This window comes from Clostridium sartagoforme, from assembly GCF_039521405.1.
Taxonomy (GTDB): domain Bacteria; phylum Bacillota; class Clostridia; order Clostridiales; family Clostridiaceae; genus Clostridium; species Clostridium sartagoforme.
The window spans coordinates 101,195-119,542 of the sequence record NZ_BAAACH010000032.1; the positions used below are offsets into that span (position 1 = coordinate 101,195).

Here is an 18,348-nt window from a genome sequence, read left to right on the forward strand (position 1 = left end):
ATCAGGAAAAATTTTTCAATATTATTTTTACTTAATTTTACTAAAAATTTTACTAAAAATTTTACCGATTTATTTTAATGAATTTACTATTTTATAATCTCATTAATTAACTTGTTTTCGAGATAGATAATTACTTAAATAAAAAAACTATTATAAAAACTCAATTAGAGTTTTTATAATAGTTTAATAAATTGTATTTCATATCAATTAATTTATAATTATCATCTGTATTTACAACTTACCTGTACCCTGTTACCTGTTACATATATCCTATTCCTTATTCTCTGTACTATCACTTAACTGTGAACTGTGTCATGTGCACTACAAACTGTCTAAGATGCTTCATTATTTTCAAATTGACTGTTATATAAACTTGCATAGAATCCTTGTTTTTCAAGTAATTCTGTGTGAGTTCCTTGTTCTACAATATCTCCATCTTTCATTACTAATATTAAATCAGCATCTCTTATTGTAGATAATCTATGAGCAATTATAAAACTTGTTCTATCTTTCATTAAATTATCCATAGCTTTTTGTATAAGTATTTCTGTTCTAGTGTCTACTGAACTTGTAGCTTCATCTAATATTAATATCTTTGGATCTGCTAAAATTGCACGAGCAATTGTTAATAATTGTTTTTGTCCTTGAGATACATTGCTTGCATCTTCATTTAATTCCATATTATATCCGTCTGGCAATGTCTTTACAAAGTGATGAACATGAGCTGCTTTTGATGCTCTTATTACTTCTTCATCAGTAGAATCTAAATTACCATATCGAATATTTTCCATTATACTACCATTAAATAACCAGGTATCTTGTAGAACCATTCCAAAAACTTTTCTTAAATCGCTTCTTTTAAAATCCTTTATATTATGATTATCTAGTAAAATGTCACCACTATTTAATTCATAAAATCTCATTAGTAATTTTACTATAGTAGTTTTTCCTGCTCCAGTAGGACCTACAATAGCCACTCTTTGGCCAGGCTTAATTTTACTTGAAAAATCATTTATTATTATTTTGTCCTCATTATATCCAAAGTGAACATTTTTAAATGTTACTTCACCATTAATATCTTCAATGCTAACTGGATCTTTAATATCCTCTATTTCTTCTTCTTCTTCTAAGAATTCAAAAACTCTTTCAGATGCAGCTGCAGTTGATTGAAGTATATTAGCAATTTGTGCTGTTTGAGCTATTGGTTGAGTGAAAGATCTTACATATTGAACAAAAGAAAGAATATCTCCAACTTCAATAGATTTTTTAATAGCAAGATATCCACCTAATATAGTTACCATAACATAACCAAGATTACCGATGAATGTCATTATAGGCATCATCATTCCTGATAAAAATTGAGATTTCCATGCTGAATTATATAATGTATCATTTAACTTATCAAATTCTTCTACAGCTTCTTTTTCTCCATTAAAAGCTTTCATTATAGTATGACCGCTATATATTTCTTCTACGTGTCCATTTACATGACCTAAAAATGTTTGTTGTTCTTTAAAATATTTTTGAGACTTTTTAACTACTAAAGCTATTAATATTCCTGATAAAGGTAACATTAATAATGATGCAAGAGTCATAGTAAAGCTTATTGATAACATCATTATAAGAACACCTATTAGTGTTGTTACTGACGTTAAAATTTGTGATAAACTTTGATTTAGTGTATTACTTACAGTATCAATATCATTAGTTACTCTTGATAAAACTTCCCCATGAGTCATTTTATCAAAATATTTAAGAGGCATCCTATTTATCTTTTCAGATATTTCTTTTCTAAGATTGTAAGAAACCTTTTGAGCAACCCCAGACATTATAAAGCCTTGAATAAATGAAAATAATGAACTTATTACGTATAAAACTATTAGTAATACAATTATATTTCCAATATAAGTAAAATCTATTGAAGCTCCAGCTTCTCCTGAAACCTTACTTACTAAACCTTCAAATAATTTTGTTGTAGCTTTTCCTAGTATTTTAGGTCCTATGATAGAAAAAGCTGCACTACCTATAGCAAAAATCAACACTATTATTATTGATAATCTATATGGTTTTAAATAATTTAGTAATTTCTTTGTAGTCCCTTTAAAATCCTTAGCCTTTGCACCACCCCCGTGCATTCCACCCATAGGACCACCGAAACCACCATGTCTTTTATTTCCTACATTGTTATTACTCATGACATAAGTTCCTCCTTTGAAAGTTGTGATAAGGCTATTTGTTTATAAACTTCACAGTTTTCTAAAAGCTCTTTATGAGTTCCTATTCCTACAATATTTCCTTCATCTAGTACTATAATTTGATTGGCATCTTTAATTGTACTAATTCTTTGTGCAACTATTATCATAGTTGCATCCTTTATATTTTCTTTAAGAGATCTTCTAAGGGCTGAATCTGTTTTAAAATCCAAAGCTGAAAAACTATCATCAAATATATATATTTGTGGTTTTTTAACTAAAGCTCTTGCTATAGATAATCTTTGTTTTTGACCTCCTGAAACATTGGTTCCACCTTGGGATATTTCAGTTTCATATTTTTCTGGTTTATTATTTATAAATTCTAAGGCTTGTGCAATTTCAGCAGATTTCTCTAGGTCCTCATTAGTTGCATCTTTAGATCCATACTTTAAGTTACTTTCTATAGTACCTGAGAAAAGAATTCCTTTTTGAGGTATATATCCTATTTTATTTCTTAATGCTTTTTGTTCAACATCTCTTATATCTATTCCATCTACAGTAATTTTCCCCTCTGATACATCATAAAATCTAGGAATTAAATTTATCAACGTAGATTTACCACTACCAGTACTTCCTATGATAGCTGTAGTTTCACCAGGCTTTGCAGTGAAAGAAATATTATTTAACACATAATCTTCAGCACCTGGATATTTGAAACTTACATTTTTGTATTCCACGCATCCCTTTTCTGATTTATTAAAATCTTTAGTTTCCTTTTTATCTTTAATACTTAAATCAGTATATAAAACTTCACTAATACGTTGAGCTGACACAGAAGCTCTAGGTAACATAATTGATATCATAGAAATCATTAGGAATGACATAATTATTTGCATTGCATATTGCATAAATGCCATCATATCACCAACCTGCATTGTACCTAAATCAACTTGGTGAGCTCCTACCCATACAATTAGTAGCGTTAATCCATTCATTATAAGCATCATTGCTGGCATCATTGCAACCATTATTCTACTTACGAATAAATTTGTATTGGTCAGATTTTTATTAGCTTCATCAAACTTCATTTCTTCATGTTTTTGAGTACTAAATGCTCTAATAACGAGCATACCTGTTAAACTTTCTCTTGTAACTAAATTTAATTTATCAACAAGTTTTTGGATTGCTTTAAATTTAGGCATAGCAAATCCGAATAAAACACCAACAAGTACTGAAATTGAAACAACGCCAACGGCTATTGTCCAAGTCATATTCGTATCTGTTCTTAATACCTTTAAAACACCACCAACACCTAATATAGGTGCATAAAATACTATTCTAAACAACATAACCATAAGCATTTGAATTTGTTGTATATCATTTGTGCTACGAGTAATAAGTGATGCTGTTGAAAATTTATCAAATTCTGAATTAGAGAAGCTTGTAACTTTTTTAAATACATCTCCTCTTAAAGATTTACCTAATCCAGCTGCAATTCTTGCTGAAATAAGCCCAACAATAACTGAAGCAACCATGCTAAGTAATGCTATTCCAAGCATCTTTAATCCTGAAATAATAATAGCATTTGTTTGTAGTTTATCTGTATTTATTCCTATTTCAGAATATTCATTCTTTACATAAGAAACTGCTGCTTGTTCTACCATACTATCTGGCATTTCACTAAATTTTTCATTTATTGCATCTACAATATTGTTTAATTGCTCTTTTGGGATATTCTTTAAAATCATAAATGGATCTGTATTAGCTGGTAATTGCATATTACTTTGCATATTACCTAACATGCTAGCATCAAATTCCCCTTTTTCTATTCCATAAACAACAAGCTCAGGTTTAGCTAAAATACTATTTAATTTAGATATCTTATCTTCATCTTTTGTATTAAGCTCATATAAAGCTTCTTTATCCAATATAGGATATTTCTTTATATATTCATCAAATTCCTCATTTGAAAGTTCACTTCTATCTATTAATGAATAATTCTCTTCTATAAAATTCAAATCATCTTCTCCAATAAAAATAGAAAGCTTTTCTAATTGAGTTTTTCGTATTACATCTGGTGTTGCATTTTCTATTCCACCTTGCTGAATTCCTACATTAACTATATTGGACATATAATCTGGTAGTGATAATTCGCTAATAGCTTGTATAAATAACAATGCTATTACAGCAATAATAGAACCAATAAATGGTTTTAAGTATTTTGCTAATTTAGTCATTTATTTTTCTCCTTTCAAGTTGTGTTTTGTATAAGTTATTATAGACATGTATTAATTATATTTTTATAACTATTATATGTCAATAACATTTATAGTTGTATAACAAAAAAAAATAGTTTATAATAAATTTGTAAGAAATAATTAGGAGGGATTTTATGAACAATAATTCTATGCTAGAAATATCTGACAACTTATTTAATTTAATGATACAATTTCATAATAAACTAATGAACCCAAATGAAATGACTAAAAGAGTATCAATTCCTCCATCTCATATGAAAGTTATTTTTTATCTTTCAAGGAAAAAGTTTATGTCTGTTTCTGATGTGGCTAAGTGTTTAGATATTTCTAAGCCTAATATGACTCCTATTATAGACAAGTTAATAAGCGAAGGATATGTTTATAGATATACTAATCCAGATGATAGAAGAAAGTTAAATATAGAATTAACTGAAAAGGCTTACGAATTTTTAAAAGAACGTGAAAACGCAATGAAAAGTATATTGTTAGAAAAGATTTCAAGCTTAGATGATGAAAATTTAAATAAATTGAATTCTTTAGTAAAAGATTTAAATGAAATAATAGTTAGTTTAAAATAGAAAGAACAATGTTAAATAGTATTATAAATATAACTATTTAACATTGTTCTTTTTTAAAAACTTACAAAGCTTCTATTGACATTACATCGTATCCAGCTTCATCAATTGCAGAAATTAATATAGTATCATCAATATCAGTATCAACTAAAGCAGCTTTTTCATTTAGATTTACTTCTAAAACTTTAACATTACTTAATTCTTCTAACGCCTCTTTTACATGAGCAACGCAATGTCCACAACTCATTCCTTCAATATTAATTTTTTTCTTCATAATAAATTCCTCCATATAAATTTTAATTTTATCTTGTTATTACCTTATCCAAAACCTTCATTATCTCATTGATTTTTTCATCGCCGTTACCATTTATAAAAGCATCCTTTACGCAATGAGATAAATGATTTTCTAAAATTATTAAATTAGCCTTTTTTAGCAACGATTGTGCTGCAAATATTTGATTAGAAATATCAATACAATACCTATCTTCTTCAATCATCTTAATAATTCCTTCTATTTGGCCTTTAGCTGTTTTTAATGACTGTAATGATTTTCTTTTTTCATCATTCATTTAATTTCATACCTCCCCCACCCTCTAGGGGTGTATTATAATTAAATTATAATATTTAAAAGATATTTGTCAACATTTGATTATACTAAATTTATATTAATAGTATTTATTTATAAATATATTCTATACAAAAAATTAAAAATCCTAAACTTTCTAAGTCTAGGATTTACGTTATAATCAAAAAAATCTAAATCTTCTATCTATTAACTTATAATCTAAATCTGGAATACTTCTTCCAAGTTCTTTAAATTTATTTTCAAGAAACTTTTTATTATGCTCAACCTTTGTCTTGTTACCACCATATAATAATGTTAATTCATTATAGTAATAAGCAGCTTCATAATCACCTAAAATTGAATAGCAAACGCATAGTTGAATGCTTGGTATCCATGTATAATAATCTCTATTATCTATCCCAAGGTTATCTTTTTCATGAATACATCCCATAGCAACCTTATACCAAAATATTGCTTGCTTTATTTGATTCTTGCTCATGAATATTTCTGCTAACCTACAACAAATATCTGCTCTTGGTACATCGAATTCAAAGGATTTTAAAATGATTTCTATTTTCTTCTCTGGCTTATTAGTAAAAGAATAACATTGGATCAAGTTTGCAATAGCAACTTTTTTGTCTTCTATCCACCCTAAATTACTTTCTAAAAATTTCTCATATTTTGTTATGGCTTCTTCATAGTATCCATTGTAATACAATTCATTTGAATAATAAAATAAGTCTCTAGTAGTAAATTCTACCCCAGAGGCCTCCATTTTTTTAAATATTTGTAAATTCCTGTTCCCGCTAGATTTTACTTTACCATGGTTTACGCAGACATTGCTATGAAAACTAACTCCTCCAACATCTAAATACTCATGAACTCTGCCAATCCATTTAAATCCATTTATTCTTTTAACTAATCTATTTCTTCTTAAAGAGTAAGTAGTTTGTCCATTTTCATCTCTAGTCAAAGAATATTCCATAGTTACCGTATCTACACTTCTATCTAATTGATCCTTTAAATCTTTAAAGTTATTAATATTTTCATCGTCTAAATAATCATCTCCATCTAACCAAAATATATATTCTTTAGTAGCTTTACTAAAAGAGAAATTTCTAGCAGCTGCGAAATCATCTATCCATTTGAAGTCATATATTTTAGAATTAAATTTTTTTGCTATCTCTTTTGTTTTATCAGTTGAGCCAGTGTCTACTATAATTATTTCGTCTACAATATCTTTTATAGAGGATAAACATCTTTCTAATGTTTTCTCTTCATCTTTAACTATCATACACAGGCTTATAGTAATTCTATTATTCAAAATAATCCTCCTTTATCTTATTAATAGATACTACATACTATGTTTTATTGAATAAATTTGTTGTAAGTTTATCAAAATATATTTAAAGATAAATTTTTGTCGTTTTATATATAAAATTTGACTTTACTCATTTCAACTATTTAAAATTAAAAATTAAATGTTATAATTATTTAGACATCAATAGATGCGGGTGGGTGAGGGATAAAGAAAAGAGGTTTTTACAGAAAGGATGGACAAATTATTTAAACTAAAAGAACATAAAACTAATTTTAAAACTGAGCTAATAGCTGGTTTAACTTCTTTTTTTGCTGCAGTATATATTATTGTAGTTAATGCTAGTATTTTAAGTGATGGAGGTATAGCACAAGAGCCGCTAATTATTGCAACCGTACTTGCTTCATTTACAGGTTGCTTATTAGTTTCTTTGATGAGTAATACTCCACTTGTAATAATGCCAGGAATGGGAATTAATGCCCTATTTACTTATACAATAGTATTAAGTATGGGATTATCCTTTAATCAGGCACTAACAAGTGTTGTTATGGCTGGTATATTATTTTTAATTGTATCTATTACACCTTTATCTAAAATTCTAGATACATCTATACCTAATTCTTTAAAGGAATCAATAACTATAGGAATTGGATTATTTATTACATTCTTAGGTTTTCAAAAGGGTGGATTAATTATTCCTGATCCTTCTACAATGGTTAAAATAGGGTCACTTTCAGATCCAAAAGTAGTATTCTTTATAGCTATGTTTTTATTAACTGTTATACTATTTGCTAAAAATATTCCAGGAGGATTTTTAATAAGTATAGTTGTAGGAACAATTGCTGCTATATCATTAGGCTTTGTTAATGTATCTGAACTAACTTTTTCGCTTCCTAATTTTAGTGAATACAAAAGTATTTTTCTTAACTTAGACTTAAGTGCATTTTTTACTATTCCATTTTGGATTTCTACTTTTTCATTAACTTTAGTTTTAGTATTTGAAAATATAGGGTTATTACATGGACAGATTAACGGGTTGCTTAAAACTCCTGAAAAGCAAAATAAAGCTTTGAATGCAATAGCTTTATCTACTATAGCTTGTGGTTTATTCGGAACTAGCCCATCTGTTTCTACAGTTGAGGGAACAGCAGGTATAGCTGCTGGTGGAAAAACAGGCTTAACATCTCTTATATCAGGATTGTTACTTTTAATTTCATTATTATTTATTCCATTTATAAACTTAATTCCAAATGAAGTAATTGCACCTATTTTAATAATAATAGGGAGTTTAATGATTAAGGGAATAGTTCATATTGATTTTAATGATATTTCAGAAGCAATACCAGCTTTTTTAATTATTGTCCTAATTCCACTAACTTTTAGTATTGTAGATGGAATAGCCTTTGGCTTCATTTCTTATACAATAATGAAACTTATAACAAAGAAAAAAGATCAACTTTCTATAGTTATGTATATAATTTCTATTATATTTATAATATATTTCATACTTCATAGTATTTAAAAAGAGCTGCCTTATGGCAGCTTTTTTTAACTTTGCTTTTATAATAATATATCTAAAGTTTGTTTCTTAAACTGTTTAAAAAATCTTCTAATATTAATGCTGTTATTCCCCAAATAACATAATCTTTGTAAGTATAAAATAAAGATTTATATATTCCTTCTTTAAACTTGTAATTTTCACCTCCATTTATTAAATGAAATGGGAAACCTTCTGTTCTATTGACTAATACCTTATTATTTTCGATATGTGGTTGAATATTTAATAAATACTCTAATGGAACTGTAAATATATGGTCAACCTCATCTTTATTTATTTTTATATTATCAAAATTTTTAATATAGCCTAAAAAAGGATGGATTAATAAATTATAATGAGTTACTAATATATCAAGTGGACATATTATTTCAAAATCTTCTGATTGTAATCCTAACTCTTCACAAATTTCTCTAGAAACTGCTTCCTTTTGACTTTCATTAAAATCTATTTTACCTCCTGGAAATGAAATATCTCCAGGTTGGCTTCTCATATGCTTTGCTCTAACTTCAAAAACTATATTTATTCTGCTGTCTATTTCCACAATTAAAATAGCTACAGATGCTCTTTTCATATCTCTCCATCCATTTATATATGCTTTATTTTCTTTAAAGCTTTCAATAATATTATCTATAACTTTTATATTCATTTTTTACTCCCTTTAGTCTTTATAATATATATTTAAATTAATATCTTACGCAGTTAGAATAGTAGTATCTATTTTTTTATTATTAATCCTTATACTATAATATTATATAGATTGTAGATTATTTATAATATTATTTTACTATTTACATATAAATTTATTAAAATTATTTATTAAATTTAATGAAAACATTTAGCTGAATTGCTTATTTTTTCCTTATATTGTATAATATTGCTATAAAATATAAGGATGTGATTTTATGAAAGTATCTAATTGCTATGAAGCTGCATTAAGGATGTTTGAAGTTTCTGAAGAATTAAGACAATTATTAGATGAAAATCAAAATGCAAAAAATGATAGAGAGAAAGAAATATTATCTAGTAAAATAGATAGAGCAGAAATGGAATTTTTAACATTAAAACATTCCTTAGATAAAATCCCATATGAAGAAAAGAAACTTTCCATTTTTAATTTGTAATAATAAATTTATAAAAGCCTCCATAATAACATGGAAGCTTTTTTATTTAATTAATATTATCCCTTTATTATTTTATCAATAATTTGAACTCTTTCATCACCTAAGTAAGGATAAAGTTTTAATGATATTTTATTATCTTTATAAACTCTATCTTCATTTGCGTCAACTATCTTTTTTACTTTACTTTCTAAATTTTCATAACTTAGTAAATCTTCTAAATAATTGTCAACCAAGTCTTTTAAGCAAGTTGCTAATTCTTTTGGATTTCTATATACAGCTCTCATGTTCATCTCCTTAATATCTTCTAAAGTTTTCATATTCATTATAAATACTAAATAACTTTTTTTCTAGTACTATTTTTAAAATTTCTTATATTTTATGCACCTTGATTTAAAAAACTATATTGTGCCTTATATAACTCATAATAAGCTCCCTTTAATTCTATTAATTCATCATGAGATCCACTTTCTCTTATTTCACCATTTTCCACAACAATAATTCTATCACAATCTCTTATGGTTGATAATCTATGAGCTATTACAAAAGAAGTTCTATTATTAAGTAATTTTTCTATTCCCTTTTGAACTATAATTTCAGTTTGAGTATCTATATTTGAAGTTGCTTCATCTAATATAAGTATCTTCGGATTTGCTAGCAGTGCTCTTGCAAATGAAATTAGCTGTCTTTGTCCTAAGGATAGTCTTGATCCTCTTTCATTTACTTCAGTATCATATCCTTTTTCAAGTGACATAATAAAATCATGAGCATTAACGGCTTTTGCTGCTTCGATTACTTCTTCATCGCTAGCATCTAATTTTCCATATTTTATATTTTCTTTTATAGTTGTAGAAAATAAAAATGTATCTTGAAGCATGATTCCCATTTGACTTCTTAAGGAACCTAAATTATAATTTTCTATATTTTTTCCATCTATTAATATTGATCCTTCATTAGGCTTATAAAACCTGCTTATTAATGATACTATAGTTGTTTTTCCTGCTCCTGTTTCACCAACTAAAGCAATTCTCTCTCCGTTTCTAACCTTAAATGACACATTTTTAAGTACTAAGTTATTGCCATATCCAAATGAAACATTATCGAATTCTACATCTCCATTAATTTCGCCTATATTTGGTTTGTCTAAATCATCTTTTATAAATGGTTCAATATCTAATATTTCAAAAATTCTATCACCTGCAGACAGATTAGTAATTAAAGTATTATAGAAATTAGATAAATTCATTATAGGTCGCCAGAACATTCCTATATACATAGAAAATGCAATTAATGTACCAACTTCTATTGTACCTAATTTTATTAAGTTATATCCTACAAAAAATACAACTATAGTACCTACTCCCCATGAGAGTTCAACTAATGGCCACATACAATCATTTATTCTTACAGCCTTTAAAAAGCTTTCTAAATGATCCCAAACTAAGTCTTTAAATTTTGAATAGGTAGAGTTTTCTTTTGCATAAGATTGAACAACTTTTATTCCTGAAATATCTTCATGTGTAAAACCATTTAATATTGATCTTTTACTTCTATATTCTGACCATCTTTTCCTTGAATTTATTTCTATAAAAAGCATGCCTATTCCTAATATTGGTAATAATAATATACATGCAAATGCTAATTTCAAGTCCAAAATTAACATGAATACAATTACTGATAGTAAATTTACTAATTCAGGTATTACTGATTGGATACTTTGGTCAAATAAATTTTTCAGTGAATTTACGTCTCCCATGACCCTAGCTAGAATTTTTCCTACTGGTCTACTATCAAAAAAATCAAATGGTAACTTTTGTATATGAGTATATAGTTCCATTCTTATATTAATTAATATATTATTTGTTATATAGCTTACAACTTTCCACTTAATCTTTGAAAAAATTAATGTAAATATATTAATAACAATTAAAAATACTCCAATTATAACTAGCCCTTTTACATCTTTATTTTTTATATTTTCATCTATGGCTATTTTCATTAAATATGGATTTAAATTATTTGAAACTGTAACCAATCCCATCAATATTATGGAGATTGTAGTTTCCTTTTTGTATTCTTTTAAGTATGAAAATAACCTAAAAATAACTTCTTTTTTACTTTTAATCATTTCATTTTCTTTAGGCATTTTAAACAACCTCCAAGTTATCAAAATCTTTAAATTGCTCTTTATAAACACCATAATAATGACCTTTTTTGCTTAATAAATCCTCATGAGTACCTTTTTCCACTATACATCCATCTTTCATGAATATTATTAAATCTGCATTTTTCACAGCTGATATTCTATGAGCAACTAATAAAGTTGTTTTATTTTTCTTAATATAATTAAGATTTTTTAATAATTCATGCTCAGTATCCATATCCAATGCTGAAGTTGAATCATCTAATATTAATATAGGAGCTCGTCTAATTATAGCTCTTGCTATTGAAAGCCTTTGTTTTTGGCCTCCTGAAAGCCCAACTCCTCTTTCACCTACTTCAGTATGGAAATTACTTTCTAAATTTTCTATAAAACTTAAAGCACAAGCCTTATTTGCACCATCTTTAATTTCTTCATTAGATGCATTAACATTTCCAAACCTTAAATTATTTTCTATAGTGTCTGAAAATAAAAAAGTATCTTGCTGAACTACAGCCATATTATTTCTAAGAGCATTTAAATTTAAATCTTTTACATTTACACCATCAACCTCAATACATCCATCAGTTGCATCATAATATCTTCCGATTAGAGATAATAAAGTTGATTTCCCTGATCCAGTAGCTCCCATAATAGCTACAGTACTTCCTGCTTTAATATTTAAGTTTATGTCTTTTAATACTAATTCATCATTATATTTAAAACTTACATTCTTAAACTCAATATCACCTTTTACGTCCTTAACTTTCAAGCCTTCATTAGGATTTATCTTAGTATATCTATCTAATATATTAAATATTTTGAAGGCAGATGCTTTATTTTTAGAAAGTATATCCATAAGCCACCCTATCATTCTCATAGGCCATATTATATTCCAAATGTACCCTGAAAAGGCGATAAGCGTTCCTAGAGACATTTCATCTATTAATACAAAATACCCCCCAAGTATTATCATGATTACTAAAGATATATTAGTTAAGAATTCTATAAATGGAAAGCTTTTAGATATAGTCTTTGCTTGCTTCATGTTAAGATCATAATAGTCTTTATTTAGATTTCTAAATCTTTTTATTTCATGTTTTTCTCTACTAAAAGCTTTAACTAGTCTAACTCCAGCTATATTTTCTTGAGCTCTTGTGTTTATTTCTGCTGTTTTGTCACTTATTTCTTCATAACCATCATTTAAGTTTTTTTCAAGCTTATATGCTATTACTCCTATAGGAGCTAAAATTACAAGGCAAATTAATGTAAGCTTCCAATTTAAATAAAATAATATAATAGTACTAAATGTAAAATATAATATATTTTCAACAAATAATCTAAGTCCAAAACCTATAGTTTGCCATATATTTTCAATATCTTCACCTATTCTAGACATCAATTCTCCTGTATTTGTGTTATCAAAATACTCAAATTCAAAACTTTGAATATGTGAAAATAGTTCTGTTCTCAAATCAAAATGAACTTTTGCTCCGATATAGTCATATAAATATTCTTTCAAATAGCCTAATATTGCTTTTATTAACGTTAAAGCTAGAAATATAAATAAAATCGGCAATATAATTGAGTATTTTCCTTCTATTATACCGCTATCAACTATTTCCTTTTGCAACATAGGTGTTATTTGGTCTATTGATATAATTAATATCATAGACATTGTACCAATTATTAATGATTTTTTTTCTTTTAATAAATATTTTAATATTCTTTTCATACCATCCCTCCTTATTAAAAATATTTATTCTTCATAAGTATCTAATTCCTTTATTTCATAAACATTAATTCTTCCATCACTAGAAATCCATGAAATTGCTTCCTCCATAGAGTTATTTTTTATATTGGCTGGAATAATTAAGTATTCTCCTTTTCTTAATAATTTTGATACTTCCTCATAGTTATTATTCCTATTACCTTTTATATATTTATTTATATCTAAAATTTCTGATATATTAAGTTTATGAATTCTTATATCCTCAGCTTCTGATTCAGTTGTCATTATATATACTGAATCTCCTTGCCTATTTATTATTTTTACCAAAGCACCTTTTTGAGTTAAGTCACTTTCAACCTTTGATATTATATCTTTAGTATCTATATTTTTTTCCTTTGAAGAAGCCTTAAATATTATAGTGTCGTCGCTATTTTCTATTTCTCGCTGTTTTTCTTCTGATTTAAACCGATTCTCATCATTACTTATTTTATTGGTACAAGAATAAAATGTTGAAATAATTAAGAATAGTAAAATAATAATTTTCTTCATATCTTTTCTCCTAAGCTATATTAATATAATTAGTATTCCTAAAGTTTAATAAAGTATAGGGAATTTATATTAAAAGGTTGGATTAAAATATAAAAATTAATATTATTTTTTATACTCCATGCAGTTTTATGACATGAAAGGATAATAATGATATTAGATGATTACTTACCATTATATAATGTTATTATAAAATAGGAAATACCAATTTTATAATTTATTGTAAAAAAAGAGTTATACTAAATTCATTAGCATAACTCCATTTTCTTTCAACCAAATTTTACTTTTTTTATAATCATTACAATAATAATTTACTAAACTCCAAAACTCCTTTGAATGATTCATATGTTTTATATGACATAATTCATGAATTATAATATACTCCATAACAGCATATGGCATTAAAACCAATCTCCAATTTAATCTAATTTCTTTTTTGGAATTACAGCTTCCCCATATGCTTTTTTGATTCTTTATTATAATTTTTGAAGGCTTTATTGAAATCTTATTAGATACTTCCATAGCTCTCGTTCCAATAATGTCTGTAGCTATTTTTTTATACCAATCTACTATTAATTTTCTTGTATAAGTTTTTTCTAGTGAAACAGTATTAATTATAACTTTATCTTTTTCTATAAAAACTCTATTAATATTAGATTTTTTTATTATTGTTTCATAGTATTTTCCTAATAAAATCACTCTATCTTCTTCTACTAAATTACCTTTTTCAATATTTTTCATAGATTTTATTATCCATTTACTTTTTTCTATAATTAGTTTATCTAAATACTCATAAGCTATTCCTTTAGGAGAATACACAAGTATATTCATTTTATTATCTATCTTTATAGAGATATTTTTCTTATTCTTAAAAATAATAGAGTATTCTATTTCTATATCTTTTAAAACAATTTTTCTTTTCATAATTTTCAAGCTTTAATCATATTATTTTGTCTATTAGCCTTTGGAAGGAATATAACTAATATTATTATTGATATAAATACTAATATAGCTCCAGATATATACATTCCGCCATAACCAAACTTTTGCTGCATAAAGCTATATATGGATGGATATATAAAATTAGAACCTCCAGTACTTAGTACAGAAAGAATTGCAAAAGATGTTGCAATTAAACTTTCGTCTAATATTTCTCTTAGATATTTAAATATAAAGGTTAAATATAATCCATACAATATACCATGAAGCTGGTCCCCAAAAACTATAAGTAATAGGTTACCACTTGAGAATAATAGCAATCTAATACAAGCTATTAATAATGCTATTATAAGACATCTTTTACTATTAGCTTTACTTAAATATTTAGCAATAATTAAAAATGAGAAAAACTCAATTACAACTCTAAAGCTTATTGAATAACTATATATATTATTTGCTTTATCAAAATCTCCAACAATATCAACTAAATATGATGAATAAGCAAAATCCAATCCCATATAGCTGCCCATACCTAAAAAAACTACTAATATAAGCAGTATTAGATTTTTATTTCTAAATAAATCTAATACCTTTGCATTTTTTTTCTGTTCTTTTCTATCTAAAGTCTCTTTGAAGTTAAAGAATATTATTGCCATGATTACTAAGATAATTGCTAATGCAATAATGTGCAATGTCTTATAACCAAATTTGTTAATTATAATTCCTGAAAGAAATACTATAAATCCAAAGCCTATAGATCCCCATTTTCTTATATCTGAAAATTCATACCCATTTTTTATAGATAATTCTTCTATATATATTTCAAATACTCCTACCATTGGACTTAATAATAAGCCATAGAAAGGTGCAAAAACAATAGCTAAATCCTTATTTATAAACATAAGTCCAACTATAGCTATAAAAACTATTGCTAAATAAGTTAATATAAATTTGTTCTTGTTTTTTGAATTTGAAAACCTATTAGACAATAAAGGTTGTGCAATTATTGTAAACAGCGCTCCTATTGAAACTACCTGTCCAACTTCTACCAGCGATAAACCTATTTCTTGATTTAAATAAGGAAAATAAAAAGTTGTTAAAATACTATAAATTCCAATAGTTAAGAAGGTAGTCATATTATAATACTTTTTCATTTGTATTACCTCCGTTTTATTCTTACTACCTGTAAATTCTATCATTTGTGATTAATAAAGTAAATAAAAAGGTTGATATATGTAAGTTTGCTTATCCCGTCGCTTCACTCCAAGTCAACTTAAACTTACATATATCAACTTGAAAACTGAAGGAAACTCTAAAAAGCTATCCTAGTATATCTAAGATAGCTTTTTATTTTTCTTATTATTTATTACTCCATAATCCATGTAAATTACAGTATTCTCTTACTCTATCAACATTTCCACTTACGTTAAATTTAGCTTCTGGCTTTTCACCTGGTTTCAATTCTTTTCTTATAACTTCACCTTCAGTAGTTATAACTTCTACCCATTGAATAAAGTGCTCGTCCAACATTGGATGTGCAACTTCTCCAACTTTAACTAAAAGTTCTCCATTTTCTTCTACTGCCACAGGAATATGTTTTTCTACAGCTGCATCAACTGTGTTTTCATTTAATAATGTCATTGGTTTACCGCAACATACTAATGTTCCACCTGCTTCATTTAATACTTCTACCATAGATCCACAAACTCCACATTTATATACTTGTAATTTTTTAACCATAAAATTTCACTCCTTAATTATTTAATTTAATATATTTTACTATATATTGTTTACATTTACAAAGTTTTCTTAAAGTTCAATTGCATCCTCAGCTAATGATCGAACATAGCTGTATTCACTTACATCAAAGTATTCAAAATTAACATTAAGTTTCAAACTTTTTATAAATATTTTTAGCTTGTCTACTAATATTTCAGTACTAGCACTAATATCAACATGCTTTTCATTTAAATAATCTACTAACATTAAATTAGATATATATACAGTTACACTTTCAGCATCTTTTGATTTTGAAATAATATCTATTCCATGTAAAATAGCATAAATTTGAGCTTCACAACAAGTCCCAGTACCTACATTTCTTGAAAATGATGTTTCATCTCCATAATCGTTTAAGATTACTCCTCCTATTCCAATATTACTTTGAAAACTTCTATAGTTTTTACATTTCCCATTTACATAAAGTCTATATTTCATATATCCTCCATTTATAAACTTATATATTATAAAATTATTCAATTTATAATATTATTATTCTTAAAGGATATATAAATTTTTATACTTATCTATAGGAAAATTTTTCATTATTAATATATATTTATGATAACATAAGTAATAATAGTTATCAAGTAAAATAAACTATTTATATTTTAGAGTTTTAATTATACATATATTTGATTTTTTATATTATATTTTTTATACTTTAATTTAATACTAATTATTATGGAGGTTTTTATGAAAAGTATATTAAAGATAAATGATACAATTGCATTAATTGCTTGTTCAAATGGTCTAGATAAAAATACTACGACTAAAATAAATGAATTAATTAATATATTAAATTCTTTAAATTTAAATGTAGTTTTATCAAATTCATTATATAAAGATGAAAATAATAACTCTTATTCTTATGAAATAAGAGCTAAAGAGCTTATGAATTTTTATAAAGATAATACTATAAATGCCATATTCGATTTGTCAGGTGGTGATTTATGTAATGAAATTCTTGACTTTTTAGATTATGAATTTATCTCTACATGCAATAAACCTTTTTTTGGATATAGTGACTTAAGTGTAATCTTAAATGCTTTACTAACAAAATCAAATACTATCAATTATAATTACCAATTAAGAAATCTTATAAGAGAAGACTCTGAGAATCAAATTATAAATTTCAAAAATAGTGTTTTAGAAGGAACTAATGATTTATTCAATTTTTCTTACAAATGGCTTCAAGGAAAGTCCATGATGGGAGAAGTAGTTGGAGGAAATATTAGATGTTTTTTAAAATTAGCTGGAACAAAATTTATTCCAAGTTTCAATGGTAAAATACTTTTTCTTGAAGCTTTAAGTGGAGATATTAATAAAATTTCTACATTTCTAACACAATATAAGCAAATTGGAGCCTTTACTAATATTAATGGGATTTTACTAGGTTCATTTACAGAATTAGAAAAGGACTTTTCTGAAGAAGAAGTTATAAATCTACTTTTAAGAAAAATAAATAATCCTGATCTTCCTATAGCCAAAACAAATGAGTTAGGTCATGGTTCTAATTCTAAATGTATAGCAATTGGTAAAACTTTATTTTTAAATTAGAATTTTACTTATTATTAGTTTTCTTGCAATAATATTCCTTAAAGTATATAATTTTAACAGAGATAAAC

18 protein-coding genes are annotated in these 18,348 nt (G+C 26.0%); 4 read left to right on the forward strand and 14 right to left on the reverse strand.

The window, feature by feature from the left end:
• Positions 1–332: 332 nt before the first annotated feature.
• Positions 333–2,195 (reverse strand): ABC transporter ATP-binding protein, encoded by a 1,863-nt coding sequence (locus ABDZ60_RS12575; RefSeq protein ID WP_016209109.1) that lies wholly within the window; start codon positions 2,193–2,195, stop codon positions 333–335.
• On the reverse strand, positions 2,192–4,429 hold the full coding sequence (locus ABDZ60_RS12580) for an ABC transporter ATP-binding protein (RefSeq protein WP_047001352.1): 2,238 nt from the start codon (positions 4,427–4,429) through the stop codon (positions 2,192–2,194). Before ABDZ60_RS12580 ends, ABDZ60_RS12575 begins: the two co-directional genes overlap by 4 nt.
• 155 nt (positions 4,430–4,584) lie before the next feature.
• On the opposite strand from ABDZ60_RS12580, the gene ABDZ60_RS12585 reads away from it, so the two are divergent.
• The gene (locus ABDZ60_RS12585; protein ID WP_016209111.1) at positions 4,585–5,028 is read left to right on the forward strand and encodes a MarR family winged helix-turn-helix transcriptional regulator; all 444 of its coding nucleotides are present in this window, start codon (positions 4,585–4,587) and stop codon (positions 5,026–5,028) included.
• Positions 5,029–5,089: 61 nt separating this feature from the next.
• On the opposite strand, the gene ABDZ60_RS12590 is transcribed toward ABDZ60_RS12585, so the two are convergent.
• From ABDZ60_RS12590 to ABDZ60_RS12600, 3 genes are all read right to left on the reverse strand, one after another.
• Complete coding sequence (locus tag ABDZ60_RS12590; protein ID WP_016209156.1) at positions 5,090–5,299, reverse strand: heavy-metal-associated domain-containing protein; 210 nt, start codon at positions 5,297–5,299, stop codon at positions 5,090–5,092.
• Positions 5,300–5,327: 28 nt separating this feature from the next.
• Positions 5,328–5,594, reverse strand: coding sequence for a metal-sensing transcriptional repressor (locus ABDZ60_RS12595; RefSeq protein ID WP_016209155.1), 267 nt, complete (start codon positions 5,592–5,594; stop codon positions 5,328–5,330).
• A gap of 177 nt (positions 5,595–5,771) precedes the next feature.
• Entirely contained in the window at positions 5,772–6,914 is a 1,143-nt protein-coding gene (locus tag ABDZ60_RS12600; protein WP_343778493.1) for a tetratricopeptide repeat-containing glycosyltransferase family 2 protein, read from the reverse strand.
• A 229-nt stretch (positions 6,915–7,143) separates the two neighbouring features.
• Here ABDZ60_RS12600 and ABDZ60_RS12605 point away from each other — a divergent pair, with 229 nt between their 5' ends.
• On the forward strand, positions 7,144–8,430 hold the full coding sequence (locus tag ABDZ60_RS12605) for an NCS2 family permease (RefSeq protein WP_343778495.1): 1,287 nt from the start codon (positions 7,144–7,146) through the stop codon (positions 8,428–8,430).
• A 52-nt stretch (positions 8,431–8,482) separates the two neighbouring features.
• Here ABDZ60_RS12605 and ABDZ60_RS12610 read toward each other — a convergent pair whose 3' ends face one another.
• Complete coding sequence (locus tag ABDZ60_RS12610; protein WP_343778497.1) at positions 8,483–9,112, reverse strand: NUDIX hydrolase; 630 nt, start codon at positions 9,110–9,112, stop codon at positions 8,483–8,485.
• A 256-nt stretch (positions 9,113–9,368) separates the two neighbouring features.
• On the opposite strand from ABDZ60_RS12610, the gene ABDZ60_RS12615 reads away from it, so the two are divergent.
• Entirely contained in the window at positions 9,369–9,587 is a 219-nt protein-coding gene (locus tag ABDZ60_RS12615; protein ID WP_016209151.1) for a hypothetical protein, read from the forward strand.
• A gap of 56 nt (positions 9,588–9,643) precedes the next feature.
• Here ABDZ60_RS12615 and ABDZ60_RS12620 read toward each other — a convergent pair whose 3' ends face one another.
• The 8 genes from ABDZ60_RS12620 to ABDZ60_RS12655 all read right to left on the reverse strand — a co-directional run bounded on the left by ABDZ60_RS12620 (position 9,644) and on the right by ABDZ60_RS12655 (position 17,158).
• On the reverse strand, positions 9,644–9,871 hold the full coding sequence (locus tag ABDZ60_RS12620; RefSeq protein WP_016209150.1) for a TIGR04540 family protein: 228 nt from the start codon (positions 9,869–9,871) through the stop codon (positions 9,644–9,646).
• 92 nt (positions 9,872–9,963) lie between these two features.
• The gene (locus ABDZ60_RS12625; protein ID WP_343778500.1) at positions 9,964–11,730 is read right to left on the reverse strand and encodes an ABC transporter ATP-binding protein; all 1,767 of its coding nucleotides are present in this window, start codon (positions 11,728–11,730) and stop codon (positions 9,964–9,966) included.
• Position 11,731: 1 nt separating this feature from the next.
• Positions 11,732–13,459: an ABC transporter ATP-binding protein gene (locus ABDZ60_RS12630; protein WP_047001349.1), complete on the reverse strand. Its 1,728-nt coding sequence runs from the start codon at positions 13,457–13,459 to the stop codon at positions 11,732–11,734.
• Between the two features lie 24 nt (positions 13,460–13,483).
• A complete protein-coding gene (locus tag ABDZ60_RS12635; RefSeq protein ID WP_343778502.1) occupies positions 13,484–14,005 on the reverse strand; it encodes a hypothetical protein in 522 nt (173 codons plus the stop codon).
• A gap of 231 nt (positions 14,006–14,236) precedes the next feature.
• Positions 14,237–14,926, reverse strand: coding sequence for a M48 family metallopeptidase (locus tag ABDZ60_RS12640; protein ID WP_343778504.1), 690 nt, complete (start codon positions 14,924–14,926; stop codon positions 14,237–14,239).
• A gap of 5 nt (positions 14,927–14,931) precedes the next feature.
• Entirely contained in the window at positions 14,932–16,095 is a 1,164-nt protein-coding gene (locus tag ABDZ60_RS12645) for an MFS transporter (RefSeq protein WP_343778506.1), read from the reverse strand.
• A gap of 205 nt (positions 16,096–16,300) precedes the next feature.
• Entirely contained in the window at positions 16,301–16,681 is a 381-nt protein-coding gene (locus ABDZ60_RS12650) for a desulfoferrodoxin (protein WP_016209144.1), read from the reverse strand.
• Positions 16,682–16,750: 69 nt separating this feature from the next.
• Positions 16,751–17,158: a ribonuclease H family protein gene (locus ABDZ60_RS12655; protein WP_343778508.1), complete on the reverse strand. Its 408-nt coding sequence runs from the start codon at positions 17,156–17,158 to the stop codon at positions 16,751–16,753.
• Between the two features lie 258 nt (positions 17,159–17,416).
• On the opposite strand from ABDZ60_RS12655, the gene ABDZ60_RS12660 reads away from it, so the two are divergent.
• Positions 17,417–18,280 (forward strand): LD-carboxypeptidase, encoded by an 864-nt coding sequence (locus tag ABDZ60_RS12660; protein ID WP_047001346.1) that lies wholly within the window; start codon positions 17,417–17,419, stop codon positions 18,278–18,280.
• The last annotated feature ends 68 nt before the right edge of the window (positions 18,281–18,348 follow it).

What these genes read in the sequence shown, in the direction of transcription:
- ABDZ60_RS12635 (WP_343778502.1), bottom strand. Translation starts at nt 14,005, where the DNA reads ATGAAGAAAATTATTATTTTACTATTCTTAATTATTTCAACATTTTAT.
- ABDZ60_RS12605 (WP_343778495.1), top strand. Translation starts at nt 7,144, where the DNA reads ATGGACAAATTATTTAAACTAAAAGAACATAAAACTAATTTTAAAACT.
- ABDZ60_RS12610 (WP_343778497.1), bottom strand. Translation starts at nt 9,112, where the DNA reads ATGAATATAAAAGTTATAGATAATATTATTGAAAGCTTTAAAGAAAAT.
- ABDZ60_RS12620 (WP_016209150.1), bottom strand. Translation starts at nt 9,871, where the DNA reads ATGAGAGCTGTATATAGAAATCCAAAAGAATTAGCAACTTGCTTAAAA.
- ABDZ60_RS12615 (WP_016209151.1), top strand. Translation starts at nt 9,369, where the DNA reads ATGAAAGTATCTAATTGCTATGAAGCTGCATTAAGGATGTTTGAAGTT.
- ABDZ60_RS12655 (WP_343778508.1), bottom strand. Translation starts at nt 17,158, where the DNA reads ATGAAATATAGACTTTATGTAAATGGGAAATGTAAAAACTATAGAAGT.
- ABDZ60_RS12640 (WP_343778504.1), bottom strand. Translation starts at nt 14,926, where the DNA reads ATGAAAAGAAAAATTGTTTTAAAAGATATAGAAATAGAATACTCTATT.
- ABDZ60_RS12590 (WP_016209156.1), bottom strand. Translation starts at nt 5,299, where the DNA reads ATGAAGAAAAAAATTAATATTGAAGGAATGAGTTGTGGACATTGCGTT.
- ABDZ60_RS12660 (WP_047001346.1), top strand. Translation starts at nt 17,417, where the DNA reads ATGAAAAGTATATTAAAGATAAATGATACAATTGCATTAATTGCTTGT.
- ABDZ60_RS12630 (WP_047001349.1), bottom strand. Translation starts at nt 13,459, where the DNA reads ATGAAAAGAATATTAAAATATTTATTAAAAGAAAAAAAATCATTAATA.
- ABDZ60_RS12650 (WP_016209144.1), bottom strand. Translation starts at nt 16,681, where the DNA reads ATGGTTAAAAAATTACAAGTATATAAATGTGGAGTTTGTGGATCTATG.
- ABDZ60_RS12575 (WP_016209109.1), bottom strand. Translation starts at nt 2,195, where the DNA reads ATGAGTAATAACAATGTAGGAAATAAAAGACATGGTGGTTTCGGTGGT.
- ABDZ60_RS12625 (WP_343778500.1), bottom strand. Translation starts at nt 11,730, where the DNA reads ATGCCTAAAGAAAATGAAATGATTAAAAGTAAAAAAGAAGTTATTTTT.
- ABDZ60_RS12595 (WP_016209155.1), bottom strand. Translation starts at nt 5,594, where the DNA reads ATGAATGATGAAAAAAGAAAATCATTACAGTCATTAAAAACAGCTAAA.
- ABDZ60_RS12645 (WP_343778506.1), bottom strand. Translation starts at nt 16,095, where the DNA reads ATGAAAAAGTATTATAATATGACTACCTTCTTAACTATTGGAATTTAT.
- ABDZ60_RS12580 (WP_047001352.1), bottom strand. Translation starts at nt 4,429, where the DNA reads ATGACTAAATTAGCAAAATACTTAAAACCATTTATTGGTTCTATTATT.
- ABDZ60_RS12585 (WP_016209111.1), top strand. Translation starts at nt 4,585, where the DNA reads ATGAACAATAATTCTATGCTAGAAATATCTGACAACTTATTTAATTTA.